At 34.4% G+C, this 21568-nt stretch carries 25 protein-coding genes and 1 tRNA gene; 12 read left to right on the top strand and 14 right to left on the bottom strand.

The window, feature by feature from the left end:
* Positions 1 to 77 precede the first annotated feature (77 nt).
* Complete coding sequence (locus SIB53_RS01475) at positions 78 to 944, top strand: EamA family transporter (protein ID WP_413678467.1); 867 nt, start codon at positions 78 to 80, stop codon at positions 942 to 944.
* Here the strand turns inward: SIB53_RS01475 and SIB53_RS01470 are convergent.
* The 4 genes from SIB53_RS01470 to murD form a co-directional block, all read right to left on the bottom strand.
* The gene (locus tag SIB53_RS01470; protein ID WP_413678466.1) at positions 941 to 1186 is read right to left on the bottom strand and encodes a hypothetical protein; all 246 of its coding nucleotides are present in this window, start codon (positions 1184 to 1186) and stop codon (positions 941 to 943) included. The two genes, SIB53_RS01475 and SIB53_RS01470, sit on opposite strands and share 4 nt — an antisense overlap.
* Before the next feature lie 47 nt (positions 1187 to 1233).
* The gene (locus SIB53_RS01465; protein WP_413678465.1) at positions 1234 to 1656 is read right to left on the bottom strand and encodes a hypothetical protein; all 423 of its coding nucleotides are present in this window, start codon (positions 1654 to 1656) and stop codon (positions 1234 to 1236) included.
* A 115-nt stretch (positions 1657 to 1771) separates the two neighbouring features.
* The gene (locus tag SIB53_RS01460) at positions 1772 to 2023 is read right to left on the bottom strand and encodes an MATH domain-containing protein (protein WP_413678464.1); all 252 of its coding nucleotides are present in this window, start codon (positions 2021 to 2023) and stop codon (positions 1772 to 1774) included.
* 148 nt (positions 2024 to 2171) lie between these two features.
* Positions 2172 to 3581 (bottom strand): UDP-N-acetylmuramoyl-L-alanine--D-glutamate ligase, encoded by a 1410-nt coding sequence (murD, locus tag SIB53_RS01455; protein ID WP_413678463.1) that lies wholly within the window; start codon positions 3579 to 3581, stop codon positions 2172 to 2174.
* A 290-nt stretch (positions 3582 to 3871) separates the two neighbouring features.
* On the opposite strand from murD, the gene SIB53_RS01450 reads away from it, so the two are divergent.
* Positions 3872 to 4033 carry a hypothetical protein gene (locus SIB53_RS01450; RefSeq protein WP_413678462.1) on the top strand — a complete coding sequence of 54 codons (162 nt, stop codon included), beginning with the start codon at positions 3872 to 3874 and terminating at the stop codon, positions 4031 to 4033.
* A 64-nt stretch (positions 4034 to 4097) separates the two neighbouring features.
* On the opposite strand, the gene SIB53_RS01445 is transcribed toward SIB53_RS01450, so the two are convergent.
* From SIB53_RS01445 to SIB53_RS01435, 3 genes are all read right to left on the bottom strand, one after another.
* Positions 4098 to 4169, bottom strand: a tRNA-Val gene (locus SIB53_RS01445).
* Positions 4170 to 4236: 67 nt separating this feature from the next.
* A complete protein-coding gene (locus SIB53_RS01440) occupies positions 4237 to 5025 on the bottom strand; it encodes a photosystem II S4 domain protein (RefSeq protein ID WP_413678461.1) in 789 nt (262 codons plus the stop codon).
* Between the two features lie 151 nt (positions 5026 to 5176).
* Positions 5177 to 5743, bottom strand: coding sequence for a hypothetical protein (locus tag SIB53_RS01435; RefSeq protein WP_413678460.1), 567 nt, complete (start codon positions 5741 to 5743; stop codon positions 5177 to 5179).
* A gap of 104 nt (positions 5744 to 5847) precedes the next feature.
* Between SIB53_RS01435 and serA the strand changes: the two genes are divergently transcribed.
* The 5 genes from serA (at position 5848) to SIB53_RS01410 (ending at position 9526) form a co-directional block, all read left to right on the top strand.
* The gene (serA, locus tag SIB53_RS01430; RefSeq protein ID WP_413678459.1) at positions 5848 to 7437 is read left to right on the top strand and encodes a phosphoglycerate dehydrogenase; all 1590 of its coding nucleotides are present in this window, start codon (positions 5848 to 5850) and stop codon (positions 7435 to 7437) included.
* 25 nt (positions 7438 to 7462) lie between these two features.
* Positions 7463 to 8374, top strand: a complete 912-nt coding sequence (prmA, locus tag SIB53_RS01425) for a 50S ribosomal protein L11 methyltransferase (protein ID WP_413678458.1) — start codon at positions 7463 to 7465, stop codon at positions 8372 to 8374.
* A 36-nt stretch (positions 8375 to 8410) separates the two neighbouring features.
* Entirely contained in the window at positions 8411 to 8710 is a 300-nt protein-coding gene (locus SIB53_RS01420; protein ID WP_413678457.1) for a 2Fe-2S iron-sulfur cluster-binding protein, read from the top strand.
* A 109-nt stretch (positions 8711 to 8819) separates the two neighbouring features.
* A complete protein-coding gene (locus SIB53_RS01415; RefSeq protein ID WP_413678456.1) occupies positions 8820 to 9209 on the top strand; it encodes a hypothetical protein in 390 nt (129 codons plus the stop codon).
* Between the two features lie 125 nt (positions 9210 to 9334).
* Positions 9335 to 9526 (top strand): hypothetical protein, encoded by a 192-nt coding sequence (locus SIB53_RS01410; RefSeq protein WP_158467090.1) that lies wholly within the window; start codon positions 9335 to 9337, stop codon positions 9524 to 9526.
* 72 nt (positions 9527 to 9598) lie between these two features.
* Here the strand turns inward: SIB53_RS01410 and SIB53_RS01405 are convergent, their stop codons facing one another.
* Positions 9599 to 10147: a pentapeptide repeat-containing protein gene (locus SIB53_RS01405; protein ID WP_413678455.1), complete on the bottom strand. Its 549-nt coding sequence runs from the start codon at positions 10145 to 10147 to the stop codon at positions 9599 to 9601.
* Between the two features lie 75 nt (positions 10148 to 10222).
* Positions 10223 to 11179 (bottom strand): ribonuclease Z, encoded by a 957-nt coding sequence (gene rnz / locus SIB53_RS01400; protein WP_413678454.1) that lies wholly within the window; start codon positions 11177 to 11179, stop codon positions 10223 to 10225.
* Between the two features lie 98 nt (positions 11180 to 11277).
* Between rnz and SIB53_RS01395 the strand changes: the two genes are divergently transcribed.
* Complete coding sequence (locus tag SIB53_RS01395; RefSeq protein WP_413678453.1) at positions 11278 to 12492, top strand: SpoIID/LytB domain-containing protein; 1215 nt, start codon at positions 11278 to 11280, stop codon at positions 12490 to 12492.
* Positions 12493 to 12544: 52 nt separating this feature from the next.
* Here the strand turns inward: SIB53_RS01395 and truB are convergent, their stop codons facing one another.
* Positions 12545 to 13489, bottom strand: a complete 945-nt coding sequence (gene truB, locus SIB53_RS01390; RefSeq protein WP_413678452.1) for a tRNA pseudouridine(55) synthase TruB — start codon at positions 13487 to 13489, stop codon at positions 12545 to 12547.
* Positions 13490 to 13585: 96 nt separating this feature from the next.
* Between truB and SIB53_RS01385 the strand changes: the two genes are divergently transcribed.
* On the top strand, positions 13586 to 14338 hold the full coding sequence (locus tag SIB53_RS01385) for a class I SAM-dependent methyltransferase (RefSeq protein WP_413678451.1): 753 nt from the start codon (positions 13586 to 13588) through the stop codon (positions 14336 to 14338).
* Here SIB53_RS01385 and rpmA read toward each other — a convergent pair.
* Complete coding sequence (gene rpmA, locus SIB53_RS01380; RefSeq protein WP_413678450.1) at positions 14335 to 14607, bottom strand: 50S ribosomal protein L27; 273 nt, start codon at positions 14605 to 14607, stop codon at positions 14335 to 14337. The genes SIB53_RS01385 and rpmA overlap by 4 nt on opposite strands.
* Positions 14608 to 14631: 24 nt before the next feature.
* The gene (rplU, locus tag SIB53_RS01375) at positions 14632 to 15060 is read right to left on the bottom strand and encodes a 50S ribosomal protein L21 (RefSeq protein ID WP_413679096.1); all 429 of its coding nucleotides are present in this window, start codon (positions 15058 to 15060) and stop codon (positions 14632 to 14634) included.
* A 186-nt stretch (positions 15061 to 15246) separates the two neighbouring features.
* Here rplU and kaiB point away from each other — a divergent pair, with 186 nt between their 5' ends.
* Positions 15247 to 15570 (top strand): circadian clock protein KaiB, encoded by a 324-nt coding sequence (gene kaiB, locus SIB53_RS01370; RefSeq protein ID WP_413678449.1) that lies wholly within the window; start codon positions 15247 to 15249, stop codon positions 15568 to 15570.
* A gap of 130 nt (positions 15571 to 15700) precedes the next feature.
* Positions 15701 to 17203 carry a circadian clock protein KaiC gene (kaiC, locus tag SIB53_RS01365; RefSeq protein WP_413678448.1) on the top strand — a complete coding sequence of 501 codons (1503 nt, stop codon included), beginning with the start codon at positions 15701 to 15703 and terminating at the stop codon, positions 17201 to 17203.
* Between the two features lie 3 nt (positions 17204 to 17206).
* Here kaiC and SIB53_RS01360 read toward each other — a convergent pair whose 3' ends face one another.
* Together SIB53_RS01360 and purD are read right to left on the bottom strand one after the other, a co-directional pair.
* Positions 17207 to 19270 (bottom strand): ATP-binding protein, encoded by a 2064-nt coding sequence (locus tag SIB53_RS01360; RefSeq protein WP_413678447.1) that lies wholly within the window; start codon positions 19268 to 19270, stop codon positions 17207 to 17209.
* Positions 19271 to 19284: 14 nt separating this feature from the next.
* Positions 19285 to 20598 carry a phosphoribosylamine--glycine ligase gene (gene purD, locus SIB53_RS01355; protein WP_413678446.1) on the bottom strand — a complete coding sequence of 438 codons (1314 nt, stop codon included), beginning with the start codon at positions 20596 to 20598 and terminating at the stop codon, positions 19285 to 19287.
* Positions 20599 to 20787: 189 nt separating this feature from the next.
* Here purD and purC point away from each other — a divergent pair, with 189 nt between their 5' ends.
* On the top strand, positions 20788 to 21531 hold the full coding sequence (gene purC, locus SIB53_RS01350; protein ID WP_413678445.1) for a phosphoribosylaminoimidazolesuccinocarboxamide synthase: 744 nt from the start codon (positions 20788 to 20790) through the stop codon (positions 21529 to 21531).
* The last annotated feature ends 37 nt before the right edge of the window (positions 21532 to 21568 follow it).

Here is a 21568-nt window from a genome sequence, read left to right as displayed (position 1 = left end):
TTATGTGAGTTAATTACTCACTAAACTTATGAGTAATATTGAATTCTTTTAACAGTTTTTATCAAAAAGTTTGAAATATGATTGGTTTTTTGGCAGCAATATCTGCAGTATTATCTTGGACTTTTGCGTGTTCTATTTGGCGTAAAGAATCTGAAAAGTTACTACCTAGGCAAATCAATATTTATAAAAATGTTCTTGCTTCAATCTTCTTTTTACCAGTTGTACTAACCATAAGTTGGTTTTCTGATGTATTTTCTATATTTATTCTGATGATTAGTGGAATAGTCGGTATTTCCATAGGGGATACTTTATATATAAAATCTTTAAAAATAATTGGCACTAGAAAAACTCTTTCATTTGAAGCATTAACGCCAATAATTGCAACTACTTTAGGAGCATTTAGTATCAATGAGATATATCCTCAAAAAGTATGGATAGGATCTTTGATTGTCTCTTTTTCTTTATTGATGATTGTACGTCAAAATACATTTCAAAAAGAGTACTCTAAAGAAACAAATATTCTTGGTATCCTCTGCGCATTGGGGTCGGTCTTTTGTGCTGTTTTGGCTGCTTTAATGTCAAGATTAATTCTAATCAGCTCTACATTAACTCCCTTACAAACTACTGAGATTAGACTTTTATCAGCATCATTATTTTTATTTTTAATTTTTAAAAAAGATTTTTTTGTTCTTATTAATAATAGATCAATAACTAAACAAAGTCATTCATGTTTGGTTTTATCAACCTTACTTGGTACTAATTTTGGAATATTATTTCAGCAGATAGTTTTTAAATTTTTACCTATTGGTATTGGTTGGACTTTGTTAAGTCTTTCTCCTGTCTTTGCACTTTTTATTTCAAAGAAAGAGGGAGATATAATAAATAAAGTAACAATTTTTTATTCTTTTTTATCTTTTATTGGAGTTGCTATTGCTTTGTGTTAGACCTCAAAGTAATCATTCTCTTGCCAATATTCATCTGGATCATCTTCGACGTCGGGTGGATCTTCTAGTTCTCCAGGTTTTTCACCTAGTAGTATAAGTAACCCTTCTAAATATCTCATTTCTGAAGGGTTATCTGATTTATTAAGACGATCCTTTACTTTTTTAGCAACTTGAGGATCACCTTGCTCAACAGCTTTTGTTAATAAATAAAGAGGATCGCTTTTGGGGTCTATTTCTTTCATTTGAATTAGAAATTATTTAGGTAAGTGAGATTCAGTCTTTCATATATTCAAGATAAACTTCTATCAGTTGTTCCAGGATAGAAAAGTGTATTTTGATCAATATTAATTGCTGAAAACTTGATAGGTTCCCAAAATAAATCTCTTGTAATCAAAAAACGAATATCTTTCTCTTTTAAAAATTTCTCATTGACAAGTTCCTGCAGTACTTTTATCGGGATTTCTCCCCATTTACTGGAATTAGTTAACCAATTATCCATTTCCCAAACAGGTTCAGAATTTATTATTTGAAATCCAAAGGCTTTTTCCCTGTCTTCTGATATCTCCGAAAGGTACCAATCACCTACAACTCCATAAAGGTGACAATAAATTAAATCATCAACCGACCCTTGAATGTTACCTGATATCGACTTCATCAATTTAGCGGTTGACTCTGGAACGAGAACAAGTGGATTTTGGTTTTGTTCGGACAAAATAAGATATATGTATAACCCTTTTTATAAAGGATTTAATACTTAATTATATTTTTTAAAAAGTAGATTTAGTTCTTTAAATTACTTATGTAATAAACTTTCTAATATTTAATCTTCATTGATTAGATTCTGATGCTTTTAGTGCTTGTAAAGCCATATTTATATGGGCTCCCATAGCCCCAAAGGCCATAAGGGATTTAGGATCTCTATTTTCAGCTAAAACTTGCTGCTCCTTATTCATCATTAGTAATATTTTTCTGCTTGTTTCTGTCCATGTTTTGATTAAATCATTGAAATCTTGATTTTCTTTTATTTGATTATTTTCAGAGGTATTAATTGAAGATATATCTTTTTTGGCTTTGATCAAAAGGTCATTGAGTGCCTTGTGGCTTATAGCGTTTTGAGAGAATTGGTTGTTATTCAATTTTTTCTACAGATCTATATGTAAATTATCATGCATTTGTTAGTCATAAAGGGTGGATCTCCGACCAAATATAATCCATTTTTTAAGTATTTCAGTTGATATCGCTATACTTTTTAACTAGTTTTTTGAAATGATCTCCTCTTTCTTCGTAGTTTTGGTATTGATCAAAACTTGCACATGCTGGAGATAATAGGATGCTTTTTGAATTTGTTTTTCTAGCTATATCAATAGATGAGATTGTCGCTTCTTCTAGATTTTCTTTGACAATTATTTCTCCTCTATATGAAGCCATTAATAAGACTTCCTTTAAGTGATTTGCACTAAGTCCAAATAAAACTACCCCATTAGTAGATTGCTTTATTTGTTTGATCCACGGTAGATAATCTCCTTTCTTTTCTATACCACCAGCGACTAAAATTATTGGATGTGGAATAGATATCAAACCAGTTATTGAAGAGTCGAAATTAGTGGCTTTGCTATCATTATAAAAACTTAAATCGTATCCCTTCCCTAAATATTCCAATCTATGGGGGATTGATTTAAATGAATCTATAGATCTAGCTATTGAGGAAGGATCAAGGCCTATCACTCTCGCTGCTGCTGTTACAAGCAAGAGGTTTTGTAAATTATGTTTACCTGGTATCTTAAGTATAGAGCTGTGAAATAGTTGTTTTTGGTCTTCAATTATATAACCTTTTTGATCGACCCAGAATTTTGGATATTGAGCATAGAAGGACTGTTGATTTGTTCCAACCCATATACCTTTAGGTAATTCTTTGCTTTTGCTAGATAAATATTGATCATCAGAATTATAAATGCGAATAGATGATTTCTCTAATAAACTTCTCTTTATTTTGAAGTAGGTTTCTATGTCATTATGCCTTTCTAAATGATCAGGTGTAAATGTTGTCCATATACCTATGGTCGGCGCTACTTTTGGTGAGCTTTCAATTTGATAACTACTTAATTCTAGTACTAGCCAGTTTAACTCTTTGTAATTATTTTTCATATTTTCTAAAGCAATTTTGGATAAGGCTTTTCCAATATTTCCTCCCATCTCAGTAATTAAATTATTTAATTTAAGAACATGATTAAGCATATTTGTGACGGTAGTTTTACCATTAGTCCCAGTTATACCAATAGATGAGATTTGATTTAATCTTTCCCATGCTAATTCTACTTCTCCCTGAATATTGATATCTTTACATCTTAGTTCTTTAAGAGCGATATGCTCCCAATCTATTCCTGGACTTACAGTGATAGAACAAATTCTTTCTATCCATGGCGTGAAATTATTAATATGAAGGGGCTCGCCAAGTAAAACAACGTTGATTCCTTCTGATTTTAATTTATTAGATATATTTATTAGTTTTTCATTTGAATTATTCTCTAATACTAAAACATTTTTACCCTCTGACTTAAGCAGTTTTGCTGCACCTATTCCTGAGCTGCCTAGTCCAAGTACAATATGTATTTGATTTGATTGTTGTTGTTTTGACAATTTAATTTGGATTTTAATGTAAATAGCTTTCTAGTTGCTAAGGGGCTGCTACCTTAGGATGAATTTGATTGCATGTGATTTTGGCTACTCTCTAATATAAAATATTTTTATATTAGTATTGTTTTGATTTTTGAATAAAGATATTTAACTCATTATTATTTAAATATCTTCCTTTTTAAGATACTAAATAGGAATTCTCAAACTGTTTTTAATAAGATTAAAAAAAAGTTAATAACTCTGGCTTTATTCTTTAAAAGTTGTTTTGATGCAAATGCACTTGCTTATTTTTAATGGCTGCGAAATTAATGGCTGCAAAAATTGATGGTATTGAAAATTTAAAACAAAAAGAAATTCAAGAGCCAACGAATGTTGAGTATTCTCTAAATGGTTTGGTAGATCAGAGCGAGAGTGAAATTACATGGATTAGACTTCATCAAATGTTTGATAAGTAAACAGTTGCAAAACTCTCTCTATTAATTTTAATTAGATAAATGTTTCTCCACGAATAGTGGTTAATGGGCGATACTGGAATCGAACCAGTGACTCCTACCGTGTCAAGGTAGTGCTCTACCTCTGAGCTAATCGCCCTTATAAATCAATTTAGAATTGAAGGTTAAGAACCTCAATGAAGTTAGCAGGCAATAGGACCTAATAATCATTGCCTTAGTAATTTGATTCTCCAACGCTCTTTTTTCGTTTTGTCGATATTTAAAATTTTAAGTGAACCTTTTTTCTCTAAATGAATAAGGTCTCCAATATTTACAGATTTGCTTGGCTGATCATTCAAAGCCCAGTTAAGTCGCAAAAATCCTTTTTTGATTTGTGTAGTTATTTTTGACCTGGATAATCCAAAACCTGCAGAGGCTATTGCGTCAATCCTGGTAGATGCCTCAACCGTATTAATTACTTTCTCAGGCCTATGAAAAGGGATCTCCATTTCGCTTAAATCTAATGCCTTGATAGATATATCAACTTCTCTAAGCTTTCCATTTTTTTGATCTAATGAATCAGCACATTTTTTCGAGCAAATAGCTTGAGCTCCTCGATCTCTTATTAACCAAATGTCTCCAATTTCATCTACTTGCGCATAAAGTTCACATAAGATATCTCTAAAATCATTTTGTTTGGCTCTATCAAAAAGAAAATTACCTTTAATATAAATACCTTTTATAGGAATATCGATGGAGTGAGAGTTAATCTTTTCTTCTGATCTTAGGAAACATATTCTTTTACGTTCTGCGCGCGGGAACCCTCCCTCGTACAGAAGACTTATATCGTTTAAATTATTAAATTTATTTTTAACTTCCTCTATTAATTGTGCTGATACAAAAGGAGACCATACTGCTGCTCTATCATTTAGAGCCTCCTCTGCAAATTGAAGTAAAGTTTCTAACTCCCTACGAAAAGGACTTTTAGATAGAATCTTTTCTTTTGGAAGATGCATGAACAGAGAATGAGGTTTCTCGTTTTATAAATAAATATTCTAAACGGTTTATACTTTTTTCTTCTTTATTTAAGAAAAAATTATTTAATCCTGGGAGTAACACTATTAACAGTTTGATTCGCTTGATCTATAAATAATTTTTAAGTGATTTTTATGCTTTGCCTATGCTTATTATCTCTAGATTATCTGTTTCTTTTAGAATTGCCCAAGGTGGTTCAATCTCTATTGGTAATTCCAGAATTAATAGCCAAAAACCTTCTTCACTCTTTTTTCGAAAAGCTCTCAAATCATCAACTGTTTCTTGGCTAATGCTTCCAGCGGAAAAAATACTTCCCAACGCTCCTGAAATCATTCCAATTAGACCACCTAAAAGCGTCTCTAATTGACTTGGGAATCCCATATCTGCAAATGTCTTCAGATCAGTCATTTGAGAAAAGCTTAATCCTGCAATAAAACCAAAAGGTATTAACCATGTCGATAAGGTTTTTTGGCGCTCCTTTCGTGCAAGAGTTGGATTAAAAAGCTTTAAATTATTAAAACTTGATTGATTGGCCCATACTTCTTCAAATGTGTCTGAATTTGAATTTTCATGGTCCGATTTGTTATCCAATGGTTCTACAAGATCGCAATTAAGGATTGGAGTTTGAGCCTCTCTCAATTTGAGTAACAACTCTTTTGCTAGTTTCTTTTCTTTTAGGATGATGACGTATGTGGACACTAATTAGCTCCTCGAAATGTTTGGATATTCAATCCTGCTCAACATAATTCTGGTCAGCAGCAAATAGATCACTAAAGTTCAGATCGGCACGTTTATCGCCTTTAATGACGAAAGTTCTTGTTTCTGATCCTATTGATCAAGCAGGTATAGATATTCTTACTCAGGTTGCTCAGGTTGACCAAAAAGTAGGTCTTTCGATAAATGAGTTAAAGAATATAATTTCTGATTATGACGGATTAATGATCCGTTCAGGAACTCAAGTCACCTCAGATGTTATTGCTGAGGCAAATAAATTGAGAATAATTGGTAGGGCAGGAGTTGGCGTGGATAACGTTGATGTACCTGCCGCAACTAAGAAGGGAGTCTTAGTAGTTAATTCGCCAGGTGGAAACACTATTGCTGCAGCTGAGCATGCTCTGGCTATGATCCTTGCATTATCAAGAAATATTCCTCAAGCTCACGCAAGTATGTTTTCTGGAGGTTGGGATCGGAAGAAATATGTAGGTAATGAGCTTTATAAGAAAACTTTAGGAGTAGTTGGACTTGGCAAGATTGGATCTCATGTCGCAAAAGTTGCGAATGCGATGGGTATGGAAGTCATAGGATTTGATCCTTTTGTTTCTAGTGAAAGAGCTCAGCAAATGCAGGTTAGATTAAGTGATATAGATGAGTTGTTCAAAGAGTCTGATTATGTAACCCTTCATCTTCCAAGGACCCCTGAGACAGAGAATTTAGTCAATATTGACCTTCTAAGGAAAATGAAACCAACCTCGAGATTGGTTAATTGTGCAAGGGGCGGGATTATTAATGAAAATGATTTGGCTCATGCATTAGAGGAAAAGGTTATTAAAGGTGCTGCAATCGATGTTTATTCAAAAGAACCTTTAGCTGAAAACTCCCCTCTACGTGCTGTAAAAAAAGGGTTAGTGCTTACGCCACATTTGGGAGCTTCAACTATGGAGGCTCAACAAAATGTTGCTATTGATGTTGCAGAACAAATTAGAGATGTTCTTTTAGGCTTGCCAGCACGCAGCGCCGTAAATATTCCAGGCCTTAGTGCAGAGATCATGGATAGTCTTAAGCCACATTTAAAACTTGCGGAGACATTAGGATTATTAGTTAGTCAAATTTCAGGGGGACAAATTCAAAAATTAGAAGTCCGTTTGCAAGGGGAATTCGCTCAACATCCATCTCAACCTCTTGTGATTGCAACTTTGAAGGGATTACTCACCAGTGCATTGGGAGATAAAATTAATTATGTAAATGCCTCTTTGGAAGCTAAAGGACGTGGCATTGATGTCGTCGAAATTAAGGATGAGTTGAGCCCAGAAGAGTTTGCTAGAGGTTCTTTGCAGTTAGATAGTTTTAGCGACAAAGGTGGACATAGTGTCTCAGGAACTGTTTTTGGTGATGGAGATCTTGGTATTACCAGTATTGATGAGTACCCGATAAATTTTGTGCCAAGTAGACATATGCTTTTTACAAGGCACAGGGATATGCCTGGGATCATTGGTCAGATAGGTTCACTTCTTGGAAAACACAATGTGAATATCGCTTCAATGCAAGTAGGAAGAAGGATTGTAAGAGGTGAGGCCGTTATGGTTTTAAGTATCGATGATCCTATCCCATCTGAATTGTTGGGCTCAATTCTTTCAATGCAAGGCATAAACGAAGCTCATTCTGTGACTTTATAAATTGTTGGTTGAAAAGAATATAGATTTGCAAAACTCCCAGCTTTCTTGGTTGAGATTAGAGCAGGAATTTCCAGTTGATCTAGAAGATTCTTTTTATTGGCTTTTGATAAATTTAGAAATTTATAGATTTTCTTTTGAGCATGATCCAAATTATAACTCCATTCAAACGCTATTTGTATGGCTTCCATTGAATGAGTGGTCAGTTACAGAGCGGGAGACCCTAGTAAAATCATTAATCTCTTTGGCAAAAACTTTTGACTTGATTTTGCCTCCTTGCAAATGGATTCAAATAAAAGATGAAGATTGGAGCTTAAGTTGGAAAAAAAGTTGGAAACCTGATCCAGTAGGAAAATCAGTTTTAATATTACCGGCGTGGTTAGACGTTCCTGAAAAATTTTTAGAACGAAAAATTATTCGTTTAGATCCTGGGAGCGCTTTTGGAACTGGGAGCCATCCTTCTACGAGACTATGCATTGAAGCCTTGGACAATAATCCTCCAGTAGGTCAAACAATTGCTGATATAGGTTGTGGAAGCGGAATATTATCTTTAACTGCATTGAAATTAGGAGCGAAGAGAACTTTCTCAGTGGATACTGATTCTTTAGCAATATCTGCCACCAAAATTAATTCTGCCTTAAATGATTTTTCTGAAAATCTTTTAAATGTTTTTCTTGGTTCTATTGAAGTAGTTGAGGCGAATATGCCTAGAAACAGAATTGATTTGGTGCTCTGCAATATTCTTGCACCTGTCATAAAATCAATTGGTCTAGGCTTCGAAAAAATTATTGCTCATAAAGGTAAGGTGATTTTGTCTGGTTTATTAGTTGAGCAAATTGAAGAACTTAAAGAATTCTTTTTACCACTTGGTTGGCATGTTCTTGAAATCAAAATAAAGGATCAATGGGCTTTAATCATAATGAGTTTGGATTTACCTTGATTAAATAAATTCTAAATTTTCAGCTTCAAAATCTTCATGACCTCTTTTAAGATCACTTTTATTAATAAGTTAAGTGGTCTTAAAGAAATTATTGATATCCCAGACGATAAATATATTCTTGATGCTGCATGTGAACAGAATATTGAGCTTCCTTACTCCTGTCGATCGGGAGCTTGTTCAACTTGTGTTGCTAAATTAGAAAAAGGAGAGGTTGACCAACAGGATCAAAGTTTTTTGGATGATGATCAGATTAACAAAGGTTATGTTTTGATTTGTGTGGCATATCCGACTTCAGATTGCACAATTAGAACCCATGCTGAAGAGGAAATGTATTGATATTAATTTTTTCGCCAGATTTTCATCGTTTTGCTTGCCAAAGATCTTCTTTCTCGCCAACCTCTTGTTTATGTGCTCATTGGCGCAAATAAAGTTATTTAGTGATTAATTGATTTCAGAAGTTTTGCCAATCGATAAAGTTCAAGGTCTTTTAGATCATGGTTCTATTCACTCAAGTATTGGCGGTCAATTTAGTTTTAGGGTTTTAGGCCCATGTTGCCGTCTCTATGACCGAGATGAATTACCTTGGCCATGTTGCAGACTCTCATGGCGAAGTAAAGAGCCTAGCTGGAGAAGAATTGGTAAAAGATTAGTCGCTGACATTGCGGCACAAAAATGTCCAACATATTCTGTTGAGATTATGCAACCAGGAGTGAAACCAACAAAAACAATTTTGACGCTTTTTTCTAGTCGTTTAGATCCGAATATTCAGGAATGGTGGTACAGCAAGCATCCACGTTCTAGGGATAGTTCTAATATTGCGCCTCAAGCAGCATGAATTTGGAAAAGTTGAAAATTCTTTTTGGATTTAAAGTGATGAAGATATGAAGCATTTCAGGCATAAGTTCATACCATTTTTCAAATTTGAAGGATAATTGTAAGTAATTAAATTTCAACACAGGGATGAACTTCGACTATCACGCTGTTGCTTCTGCTGCTACTGCTGCTATTCCTTTGGCCGCTGGAGCTGCTGGAGTTGGCTATTTTATATTGCGCCAAAAAGGCTTTGGCTTTGGTACCTCACATTTGCTAGTAGGGCTGCCTATGTTCGCAGTTGGAGGCGCTGCAGCGGCTTTCTTTCTTATCACAAAGTGAAAAAGGTAAGTTTTTTCAACAAAAAAAGGGGCCATTGGCCCCTTTTTTTTTGCTAATAATTTTTTGATAAATTTATGTACCTGGATTGAAACCTTGACCTTTGGTTGCAGGAACATATCCAGCAGCTGTAGTGCTACAACCAAGACTTTCGGCTGTGTTACCAGTAGCTACTTTACAAAGATTTTTTTGTTGACTTCTATCTAATACAGCATCAGTAAAGTCAGCACCATCAATGGTTGCACCATCAAAAATACTTTTTAGTAATTCTGCACCTGTCAGATTTACATTGGTAAGATTTGCATTATCAAACCTTGTTGCATAGGCAATAACATTGGTCATGTTTGCCCCTGTTAGATCAGAGTCCTTCAAGCTTGAGACACTGAAATAAGCCCCAGTGAAATTCGCCCCACCAAGATCTTTTCCTGATAAGTCGTATTTTACGTACTCTGTATTTTGTAAGTCCTGACCAGCCAAGCTTGTATCTAAGGTCTCCACTGAAGAAGGGTCGCTGGGATACAAGGCACTTACAGAAAGAGGACTAATACTGAGACTTACAAGCACAGGTATCAAAACAAATAGTCTTGTAAGGGACCGTTTAAGAGAAGAAATAAGAGAGTCCATTAATAACGCCAGCGATTGACGGAAGCACCAAACTGGACCATTGTTTCATGTAGTGGCATTTCATAGGCAAAGGGATCAAGAACTGTTGCAGGTTTTTTTTACATCAATTTGCAAAAAGTCTTTCGCCAACTGAGTATTTGGAAAAATTGCTTTTGCTTCATTAAGCAAATCATTAGGACTTGTTTCATTCCCAGGTGTATATCTCGGGCTCAAATGAGTCAAAATTAATTGATTTACGTTCGCTTTTGCAGCAATTTGAGCGGCCATGGTTGCAGTTGAATGTCCGCGTTCATAAGCCATTTCAGTTTCTTTATGAGAATAAGTTGATTCATGTATTAGTAGATCGGCCTCTCTTGAAATCTCAATTGCTGATTCTGTGTAAACAGTATCTGTGCAATAAACCATGCTTACCCCAGGCCTAGGCGGACCGCAAAAGTCTTTCCCAGAGAAAACACGACCGTTTCCTAGGCTCACTTCCTCTCCCCTTTGAAGGGCCGCATATATGGGCCCAGGAGGTATTCTTTTTGATTTTGCTTTTTCTAGATTGAATCTGCCTGGCCTAGTTTTTTGATTCACTCTGTAAGCAAAAGATGGGATTCGATGTTTAAGTGGTGCTGTTTTGATTTCTAAACCGGAATCTTCAAACAAAATTTCTTTATAAGTGGCAGCATTTTCAACCTTGTGGAATTTTAAAGAGTAAGCAAGTCTACTTGAACTGTTGTAGAGACAAGAATCAATAAAGTTTTTAAGAGGAGCTGGCCCATATAGTTCAATTCCAGAGCTGTTGCCTGCTAGTCCAATACTTGCTAGAAGTCCAGGTAAACCATAAATATGGTCACCATGCATATGTGTAATGAATATTTTTTTGATTTGAGATAACTTAAGATTGCTTCTGATGAACTGATGTTGTGTACCTTCGCCACAATCGAACAACCACAATTCTGACCTTTGTGGAGGCTTCAGTACCATCGCTGATACGTTCCTATTCCGAGTTGGAACTCCTGAACTTGTCCCTAGAAAAGTAACTTGCAAGTTTTCCTCTTTTTAAGACATGGTGCTATTTATAGCTTTGATCACTGGTGGATCTTCTTTCTTATAGGCAAAATCAGTTCCTAAAACCAATTTTTATTGTGAGCGCATCACCTAAAAGAAAATCTGGATGGGCAATAATCTTTATAGCTATATTTTTTATCTCCCCCTTAAAGGCAATTGCTGTAAAAGAGCCAATAATGCGTGTTTTGATAGGTAATGAAAATAAAGCAAGATTTAGAGCAGATAGTTTAAAAAATATTTTTGTTCAAGGTATCTCTTCTAATCATAGAAGAATTAAATCTTTAAATTTAGTTTATAACAATAATAAGGTTAAATATTCAGTTGATAATTTAAACACATGGTTCGAATTACCTAATGATTTTAATTTAATTATTAGGAATGGTGATAAAAGAGGGATTTGGTTTAAGAATAGAAGATATTCTGGCGAATTAAGAGTTTCATTAAATGATGAGAAGTTGAATATAATAAATTATTTAAAATTAGAGAAGTATTTGAAAAGTGTTGTTGGGAGTGAAATGCCTAAAGATTTTCCCTTCGCAGCACTTCAAGCTCAAGCAATATCAGCAAGGACTTATGCCTTAAAACTTATAGATAAAAATAAATCATTTGATCTACATTCAACCCAAGCTAGCCAAGTTTATTTAGGACTTGAATCTGAAACATCAAAAATAAATAGAGCAGTTCAAAGTACAAGTTCACTTGCTCTATTTTATAAGAATGAGTTGATAGATGCTGTTTTTCATAGTAGTTCTGGTGGTAGGACTGAGAATAGTGGTCAAGTTTGGAAATATCAATTACCTTATTTAAAAAGTGTTGTTGACTATGATCAGAAAAGTGAAAAATATAGATGGACTAATGAATTTAGCTCTGTGGAATTGGAAAAGATTTTTTCTGATTTGGGTGAAGTGAATGGTATTCAAATTATTGAGAAAAGTAATACTAATCGAGTTTTGAAAATTAGAATCCACGGGACTAATGGAAATAAGATTATCTCTGGAAAAACCTTAAGAGAAAAATTACAATTGTTGAGTACTAAATTTGAGGTTGATTTGAAATTTGATCCAATCAAGCTAGATAATAAATTGAATTTTTATAATAAAATAGTTGATAATTTCCCACTACAAACTCTCCCCCCAATTCCAAAAGACTATTTTCTATTAGTCAAAGGTTATGGTGCCGGTCATGGGGTGGGCATGAGTCAGTGGGGAGCTAAATCCATGGCTGAAAGAGGAGCAAATTTTCATGAAATCCTAAAACATTATTATTCTGGAGTACAAATAAAAACTTATTAAGAGAATAAATCTATATCATTAAATTGTCATTTTAAGATATAGATTTATTCTCTTAACCAAGGGCATCGAAAACAACCTTAGGTTTGATTTCATGACTTTTATCTAAATCAGCTATGCCTAGGATTTTATTTTTTTTATCCAATACTAATATATTTTTAGTATGAATAATACCATCTTTAGTTTCATTGCTTTTGGCTATTTTTAATCGTTTTATATTATCCTGAAAACTTATCTTTCTTCCTGATCGCCAACTAATAATCTCCTCTTCAGAAATCAACTCAAAAGAAGAAAGATGATTAAAAAAAATATTAGGTTCAAGAACTTTAGGTTTATTTTCCTCTAGGTAAAACCCTGCCTTCTTAGGAAGAATTACTAAATGATTTTCGTTGAAGTTATAAGCTTTTGTACGGCGTAATTTTTTTAAATAGCCACCGCATCCAATTTTATTTCCAATGTCTCTAGCCAAGGATCTAATATATGTTCCTGTTGTACACTCAACTTCAACAAATAACTCACCTTTGTTTTGAGACCAGCTTATTAAATTTAGACTTTTTATAGTAACTTTTTTAGGAATTAAATCAAATTTTTCTCCTTTTCTTGCTTTCTTATAAGCTCTCTCTCCTTTAATATGAACACTTGAAAAAATAGGAGGCTTTTGTAATATATCACCTCTAAAATTTTCAAGTATAGAATTTATATCATTTTCGCTAATTGATGGCCAATTTCTTGTTTCTAGAATTTCTCCTTGAATATCATCTGTATTAGTAGTGGTACCTAACTGAATGATTCCTGTATAAGCTTTAGTCCCCTGTAAATAAGAAATTAATCTTGTCGCATTACCTATTGCTATTGGGAGTACACCAGTAACCAGTGGGTCTAGAGTTCCACTATGTCCAATTTTTCTGATACCAAATACTTTTCTAAGTCTATTGACGCAATCATGAGAAGTAAGCCCAGCAGGCTTATCAATGACAACAAATCCAAAAGGCTTTTCCAAAATTAATATTGTAGGTTGAGGCTCAGATGAAATAATTGTTCAAGTAACCCTGAACATTTAGAGTTATAACTCAGTCTGTTCAGTGAGCCAAATAATATGATCAATTTAGATCTAAGTATTTCCTGCTTCCTTCAAGATGGCTTTAATTTAAAAAATCACTTAATTGATTTCCTTGATATTAATAATGAAGAATTAGAGCAAAGGTTAATTAATGGTGTTGATGAGTTAGCCGCTCTGCATCCGGGTGCATTTACTGCGAATAATGCAGGCGATTTTTATGAAGAAAAAGTTGGAGATGCTCATTTAATAGATCTAGCATCTTGGCATTTAAATAGTTCTAATTACATAGCTGATACTCTTCGACTACAACAAAAATTTGCTTCTGGGAAACTTTTAGATTTTGGCGGAGGTATTGGTACACATGCTCTGGCAGCCTCATTTTTGCCAGATGTTGAACATGTTTGGTTTGTCGACCTTAATCCTCAAAACAGAAGTTTTGTTGAACATAGGTCTAAGAAATTGGGTATCGAAGATAAGATTTCAGTTTTTAGAGACCTAGAAAGCACATCAGATGTGCTTTTTGATTCTCTTATTTGCTTGGATGTCCTTGAACATCTTCCAGATCCCTCAAAACAATTAAAAATATTTTTGGAAAAGCTTTCTCCTGACGGAATTGCTTTAATGAATTGGTATTTTTATAAAGGTAAAAATGGAGAATATCCTTTTCATTTTGATGACCCTGATATGATTGAGAATTTCTTTTCTACATTACAATTAAATTTCTTAGAAGTTTTCCATCCATTTTTAATTACTACTCGAGCTTACAAACCTTTAATAAAGATGAACTAGACTGATTTAACTGTGGATATATTAATTCTTTTTCTATTTCTTAAGCCTCTACGAATACTTTCAAAATTAACTAAACCATCAGTTAAGGCGAAAAGGGTATCATCCTTGCCTCTACCTACATTGATTCCTGGAAGAATTGATGTTCCTCTTTGACGAATAAGAATAGAGCCAGCCGTTACTTTTTCACCGCCATAAGCTTTGACACCAAGTCTTTTGGAGTTTGAATCTCTTCCATTTCTAGTGGATCCGGTACCTTTCTTATGAGCCATGATGTATGTAATCTTTTGATTAAGTTATGCAGATTCTACTTTACTAGAAGTGGTTTTGGTTTCTTTAGATTCTTTTGTTTTTTTAGCTTTTGAACCAACTGATATGGATTGAACTAAAATTCTTGTGAGTTCTTGACGGTGGCCATTTTTACGTCTTGTCTTCTTCTTTGGACGCATTTTATAAACAATTATTTTTGGACCTCTTCTATGTTCTAAAATTTTTATTTCTACTTTTGCATCTTTAACGTAAGGTTTTCCTAGCTTTAAATCTTTGCCATCGTTTAATAGAAGAACTTTGTCAATAGTTAAAACCTCATCAACTTTGGCTTGACATCTATCAAAATCATAATAACGGTTAGGTTGAAGCCAAAATTGCTTTCCAGAAGTCTCAACTATTGCATAAGCTTCTGTTTGAGCAGTTTCCTTTTTAGGAGATGATTTTTTATCAGCCATAATTACAGGTGACACGTTAAGGCTCGAAATTAATTAAAAAAAAGCAGTTTTTAAACTTTTTATTAATTAAAAATCGATTAAGCCCTAATCGCAATCGAAAAACAAACTAACATTTTCGCTTTTTGTTGGTTATTTAGTCAAGATTTAAGAGGGATAAATGTTCTGTGGATTTTTTGGAGGTTTCAAATGAATGCAAGGAAGACATATATTCTTAAGCTATATGTGGCTGGGAATACGCCAAACTCTATGAGAGCTTTGAACACATTGAGAGAAATTTTAGAAAGTGAATTCAAAGGGGTCTATGCTCTCAAAGTTATTGATGTTTTAAAAAGCCCTCAATTAGCCGAAGAAGATAAAATACTTGCCACACCAACCTTATCAAAGATTTTACCTCCACCTGTCAGAAGAATAATAGGTGACCTATCAGATAGAGAAAAGGTTTTAATTGGCTTGGACCTTTTGTATGATGAATTATCAGATCAAGAAATGTTTTATTCTTCAGATAAATAATGGAGCTATTTAAACAAGAAGTAAATGAAATCTTAAGTCCAACCGATAACTAAGCTACTTTTACTGTTTGTTTATTATGTTTTATACATAAGAGCTTTAAGCGTTCTTCAATAAAAAAATTCGAATAAAAATGCAGGTTCAAAAACTCCCCACTGGAATTGAGGGCTTTGATGATATTTGTCATGGTGGGTTACCTAATGCGCGAAGTACTCTTGTTAGCGGAACATCAGGGACTGGTAAAACAGTTTTTTCTTTGCAATATCTTCATTATGGAATCTGTAATTTTGATGAGCCTGGTATTTTTGTTACTTTTGAAGAATCTCCTTTAGATATTATTCGAAATGCGGCAAGTTTTGGTTGGGATTTACAAGGATTAATTGACCAAAATAAACTTTTTATTTTAGATGCATCTCCAGACCCTGATGGACAAGATGTTGCAGGGAGTTTTGACTTGTCAGGATTAATTGAGAGAATCAGTTACGCAATTAGAAAGTTCAAAGCTAAGAGAGTTGCTATAGATTCCATGACAGCCGTTTTTCAACAATATGATGCTATTTATGTAGTAAGAAGAGAAATATTTCGATTAATAGCAAGACTTAAAGAAATAGGTGTGACTACAGTAATGACAACTGAAAGAATAGAAGAATACGGTCCAATTGCAAGATATGGAGTTGAAGAATTCGTTTCTGACAATGTTGTTATTTTGAGGAATGTTTTAGAAGCAGAAAAGAGGAGAAGAACTGTAGAAATTTTAAAATTAAGAGGAACTACCCATATGAAGGGTGAATTTCCTTTTACCATGGGTTCTCAAGGAATAGTTGCATTCCCTTTGGGTGCAATGAGGTTGACTCAAAGATCATCAAATATTCGAATAAGTTCTGGGGTGCCTGATTTGGATGAAATGTGTGGAGGAGGATATTTTCAAGACTCAATTATTCTTGCAACTGGTGCAACTGGTACTGGCAAAACAATGTTAGTTTCTAAGTTTGTTGAAGATGCTTACTTACATAAAGAAAGAACAATACTTTTTGCATACGAGGAATCAAGAGCACAACTTCTTCGTAACGCTACAAGCTGGGGGATTGATTTTGAAAAAATGGAAGCAGATGGATTATTGAAGATTATTTGTGCTTATCCAGAATCAACAGGGTTGGAAGACCATCTGCAAATTATCAAATCAGAGATTTCCGAATATAAACCTTCCAGAATGGCAATTGATTCTCTGTCTGCATTAGCTAGAGGTGTAAGCTTGAATGCGTTTAGGCAGTTTGTTATTGGAGTGACTGGTTATGCCAAACAAGAAGAAATAGCAGGATTCTTTACCAACACTGCAGAAGAATTCATGGGAAGCCATTCAATTACTGATTCCCACATTTCAACAATAACAGATACTATTTTGCTTTTACAATATGTTGAAATACGAGGTGAAATGGCAAGAGCAATAAATGTTTTTAAAATGCGAGGATCATGGCATGACAAAAGGATACGTGAATATATTATTACTAATGAAGGTCCAGAGATTAAAGATTCATTTTCTAATTTTGAACAGATATTTAGTGGGGCTCCACATCGTATTAATACTGAAGAGCAGATACCTGGAGTTTTTAAAAGTATTAAATCAAACGAAGAGTAATTTCTATTTTATTAAAGACTTATCATTTTCAAGTTCCCAGTTTTTCCTTGCAGATTTCAGCAATAACTGATCCGCATCAGAGTCTTCAAGAGGGAGTTCAAACCAAAAAGTCGTTCCTGTATTTGGTTCGCTAGCCATTCTTATTTCACTGCCATGCTTATCAACGATACCTTTAACAATTGAAAGTCCTAATCCAGTCCCTACTTCTGTGTGCACTGAATCCTCAACTCTATAAAAACGTTCAAAAATTCTCTGTTGATCCATTTCGGAAATGCCGCACCCCGTATCAGATACCTCCACTCTAATTTTTGGCATTGGAGAAACTATGTCACAATGTGGAGCTTTATTATCTAGATTTACTGGCGAAGCAACGCATATGTCTGGCCATGTATAGGCCTTCAAATTTATTGTTCCTCCCTCTTTACTAAATTTAAGTGCATTGCCTACAAGGTTGTCTAAAACCTGGAGAAGCATATCCCAATTCCCTAAAACAAATGTTAAATTATTTTCAACATTTAGTGTTAACTTAACATTTTTATCCTCAGCATTAAGTTTATAGTTCCTTAGAGTTTGTTCCATCGCTTCTTGAATACTAATTGCCTCTAATTGAATATTTCTACCAGATTCCAACTTGGATAGATCAAGAACATCATTAACCAAGCGAGTCAGTCTATCTGTCTCCGAATTAGCTACACCAAGAAATTCCTTTTGCTCATCTTTTGTAAGTTGTTCGCCTAAATCATACAAAGTCTCAACATAACTTTTGATATTAAATAAGGGTGTTCTTAATTCGTGAGAAACATTACTTATAAATCTTTTTTGTGCTGCATTTAATTGAACTTCCCTTGTAAGGTCTTGAACTGTAACAGCAATACCTTTGATGTTTTCTCCGGTTGTGTCTCTGACGGATTTTAAAACGATCCGAAGTGTTCTTGGTGGTTCTTCAAGATTGCAACGCAGGTCATCACTGTCTCCAAAGTTGTTTAAAAGGGATGTTATTGGTGTTTCAAGCTCTTTAACAAGTAGATCAGGAAGTTGATTCAATAATTTTTGACCTTCAAGATTTCTACCTTCCCAGCGAAATAATCTTCTAGCAGTAGGATTGACTAAAACAATATTTCCTTGCTCGTCAAGAAGAAGAGCTCCATCTGCCATGGTGGCTATCAAAGATTGTTGCTTAACTTGAGCAGCTTTTAATTCTTCAATATTTGCAGCTTCATAGTCTTCAAGTCTGGATGCCATTGCATTAAAGCCGTTTAAGAGTTCTCCAAGCTCCCCACTCATTGGTAGATCTACTCTTGATTTGAAATTACCTTTAGCAATCTCTCTGACTCCAATAACTAGTTCTCTAATGGGGCGAGTGATTGTGAGAGCATTAAAGACTGCTCCGATTATTACTAGCACCCAAATAGAAATAAATACCGCAACAGTGATTTCTCTAGTTAATGCTGCAGTTGCAAGAGCTTTCTTGTTAGGGGTTACTCCTAGGGCTAAGGTCCCAAGATATTCACCCTTCCAAAGCATGGGTACAAAAACATCAGTTACTTGGCCCTGTGGAGTTGAGTGTTGTCTAACCAATGGAAATTGAGGTTGTTTTTTTAATTCACTTGGTAGCTTTAGCCTTCTTGTTAGTTGAAAGGCACCTTCAGCCTCAGTTTCTGGAGTTGTTGCACTTACCGGGATGCCCAGTTTGACTAAACCATCTGGGTCAGTAAAGAAAATGTATCTTAAATTCCTGCTTGAACGCCAGAACTTCTCCGATACATTGAAAAGTTCTCTTGTTTGATTCTTTGCAACTAATTCCGTAACGTTACCTGACAATAATAAGCCTAAATCTCTGGCATATCTTGTGTCATTCATCCCAGCATCTTTTTGTATACTACTTAGAGAAAAGAATGTAATAAGTGTCATTATAAAACTAACTACTAGCGTTCCAAAAGCCAGTAATTTAGATCTTAAATTAAATCTTGACCACCATAAATTTATTTTTTCTAAAAAATTTAATTCATTGAACAAAGCATCTTCTTTTGATGAATAAAAGGTATGCTTTTGATTTGAATTATTCATTGTGAAATTATAAATTAATTATCTCTAACTTGGTATCCTATGTCTCTGCGAAAGTACATGCCATCAAAGTTTATTTTTTTTAGGTTAGAGTAAGCTAAGTCAAAAGCCTCGTCGAAGCTTTCTCCTTGAGCAACTACGGAAAGAACTCTTCCCCCAGAAGTAATTATATTCTCAGATTCGTCGATTGTGGTTCCAGCATGAAAAACTTGGAGAGAAGAATTTGATTCAACATTAATATTAATCTTGTCACCTTTTTTAGGGCTTTCAGGGTATCCCTTAGAGGTCGCAACTATACAGGCACTGCATGAAGAGGCGAATGAAAGCTTTGGTGCTTTTTCTAGCTCTCCTCGAGCGCAGGCAAAAAGTACAGATGCAAATTCTTCCCCCATTAATGGCATTAAGGCCTGACATTCGGGATCACCAAAGCGGCAATTAAATTCAATAACTTTTGGCCCAGATGATGTGAGCATTAAGCCTGCATAGATGACGCCGATGTAATTTATTTTCTTTCTTTTTAGACCGTTTAAAGTTGGTATGAGAACAAGCTCAGTTAAGTCTTTAAGATCTTTTTCATTTATTAAAAGCGCAGGTGCATAGGCTCCCATACCCCCAGTATTTGGACCTTTGTCCCCTTCAAGTAATCGTTTATGATCCTGGGCTGGAGGAAGAACAATTAATTTTTCTCCATCACAAAGAGCAAAAATAGAAACTTCTGGCCCTTCTATTTTTTCTTCTAGGATAATTTTATTTGCTGCACAGCCGAATTTCCCAGAAAATACTTCTTTTATTGCTTCTTTAGATTGCTCAATGGTCTCACAAACAGTTACGCCTTTACCTGCAGCAAGTCCGTCTGCTTTGATAACAAGAGGTTGGTTGAACCTTTGAAGAATTTCTAGAGCTTTCTCTTCAGACCCTGTAGACCAGTATCTAGCTGTGGGGATGTTGTTTTCTATCATTAGAGCTTTAGCCCATTCTTTACTTGCCTCTAGTAGCGCACCGTCTCTGCATGGACCAAAAACGGTTAACCCTGCTTCACGCATTTTATTTGCCAAGCCATCAGCTAATGGGACTTCAGGACCAATAATGACTAAATCGATTTTAAGTCGTTGACACTCAAAGATGATTGTTTTTTCGTCTTCGGATTTAGGTTTTAGGGAAAAACATTTTTCAAAGTTGGCAGTTCCACCATTCCCAGGACAAACATATATTTGCTCAATAGAATTGTTTTTTGATAGAGCCCAAGCAATAGAGTTTTCTCTTCCTCCGCTTCCTATTATTAAGACCCTTTTTAATTCGCTTAATTCCTCATGATTTTTATTCTTTGTCATAGTTTTTATCTTGCTTGAATGGAAAAATAGTTTTAGTGGAGATTTAATTACATTTTTATTATTAGTTAGTGAATTCTTTTTAGAAAAGTTATTTTGTTGTTTGGAGTTGAGGTTTTAAATAAATTTGTTTTGATTGAGGTGATTTTTTTAGCAATGTCTATTTATAATAATTAGACATCTGAGGTATTAATGAATTATATCCAAGGATCATTAATTTATGAAGGCAAGGCAAAGCGAGTTTTTGCTTGTGAAAATCCAGATAGGGTTTTAATAGAGTTCAAGAATGATGCTACTGCTTTTAACGCAAAAAAACGATCAGAGATTAAGGGCAAAGGGCGATTGAATTGTAAAATCTCTGCTAGCCTTTTTGAATTGCTTGAATTAAATGGAATTCCCACTCACTTTGTAGAACTTCAATCAGAAACATTCATGATTGCGGATAAAATAAATGTGATTCCTTTGGAAGTTGTTATTCGCAATATTGCTACAGGTTCTTTATGTAGAGAAACACCAGTAAATCAAGGAACAATATTAAACCCTCCACTACTAGATTTATATTATAAAGATGATGAATTAGGAGACCCTATACTTACAGAAGGAAGATTAAAGTTGCTTGATTTGATAAGTTCTTCTCAAATGGAAGAGATAGAGAAAATTACTAGAAGTGTAAATAAACTTTTAAAAGAATATTTTGATGGACTCGATTTACTATTGGTTGACTTTAAATTAGAATTTGGTCTTAACTCATTAGGAAAACTTGTGATAGCTGATGAAATAAGTCCAGATAATTGTAGGTTTTGGGATAAAAAAACCTCTGATCCTAAGGGACGTATCCTTGACAAAGACCGCTTTCGGCAAGATCTTGGAGGTGTGATAGATGCTTATGAGGAGATTTTGAAACGTATAGAAAAAGACTCCTCTAATGCTACTTAAGCAAATTATTCTCTGCTAAGAATTCCGTCATTTAACT

Source organism: Prochlorococcus sp. MIT 0916, from assembly GCF_047305155.1.
Lineage (GTDB): Bacteria > Cyanobacteriota > Cyanobacteriia > PCC-6307 > Cyanobiaceae > Prochlorococcus_B.
This window is presented reverse-complemented; position numbering and strand designations above follow the sequence as displayed.

What these genes read in the sequence shown, in the direction of transcription:
- purD (WP_413678446.1), bottom strand. Translation starts at nt 20,598, where the DNA reads ATGACAAAGAATAAAAATCATGAGGAATTAAGCGAATTAAAAAGGGTC.
- SIB53_RS01470 (WP_413678466.1), bottom strand. Translation starts at nt 1,186, where the DNA reads ATGAAAGAAATAGACCCCAAAAGCGATCCTCTTTATTTATTAACAAAA.
- serA (WP_413678459.1), top strand. Translation starts at nt 5,848, where the DNA reads ATGACGAAAGTTCTTGTTTCTGATCCTATTGATCAAGCAGGTATAGAT.
- SIB53_RS01360 (WP_413678447.1), bottom strand. Translation starts at nt 19,270, where the DNA reads ATGAATAATTCAAATCAAAAGCATACCTTTTATTCATCAAAAGAAGAT.
- purC (WP_413678445.1), top strand. Translation starts at nt 20,788, where the DNA reads ATGAATTATATCCAAGGATCATTAATTTATGAAGGCAAGGCAAAGCGA.
- rplU (WP_413679096.1), bottom strand. Translation starts at nt 15,060, where the DNA reads ATGGCTGATAAAAAATCATCTCCTAAAAAGGAAACTGCTCAAACAGAA.
- kaiC (WP_413678448.1), top strand. Translation starts at nt 15,701, where the DNA reads ATGCAGGTTCAAAAACTCCCCACTGGAATTGAGGGCTTTGATGATATT.
- SIB53_RS01405 (WP_413678455.1), bottom strand. Translation starts at nt 10,147, where the DNA reads ATGGACTCTCTTATTTCTTCTCTTAAACGGTCCCTTACAAGACTATTT.
- SIB53_RS01450 (WP_413678462.1), top strand. Translation starts at nt 3,872, where the DNA reads ATGGCTGCGAAATTAATGGCTGCAAAAATTGATGGTATTGAAAATTTA.
- SIB53_RS01475 (WP_413678467.1), top strand. Translation starts at nt 78, where the DNA reads ATGATTGGTTTTTTGGCAGCAATATCTGCAGTATTATCTTGGACTTTT.
- rpmA (WP_413678450.1), bottom strand. Translation starts at nt 14,607, where the DNA reads ATGGCTCATAAGAAAGGTACCGGATCCACTAGAAATGGAAGAGATTCA.
- SIB53_RS01440 (WP_413678461.1), bottom strand. Translation starts at nt 5,025, where the DNA reads ATGCATCTTCCAAAAGAAAAGATTCTATCTAAAAGTCCTTTTCGTAGG.
- SIB53_RS01420 (WP_413678457.1), top strand. Translation starts at nt 8,411, where the DNA reads ATGACCTCTTTTAAGATCACTTTTATTAATAAGTTAAGTGGTCTTAAA.
- kaiB (WP_413678449.1), top strand. Translation starts at nt 15,247, where the DNA reads ATGAATGCAAGGAAGACATATATTCTTAAGCTATATGTGGCTGGGAAT.
- SIB53_RS01410 (WP_158467090.1), top strand. Translation starts at nt 9,335, where the DNA reads ATGAACTTCGACTATCACGCTGTTGCTTCTGCTGCTACTGCTGCTATT.
- SIB53_RS01385 (WP_413678451.1), top strand. Translation starts at nt 13,586, where the DNA reads ATGATCAATTTAGATCTAAGTATTTCCTGCTTCCTTCAAGATGGCTTT.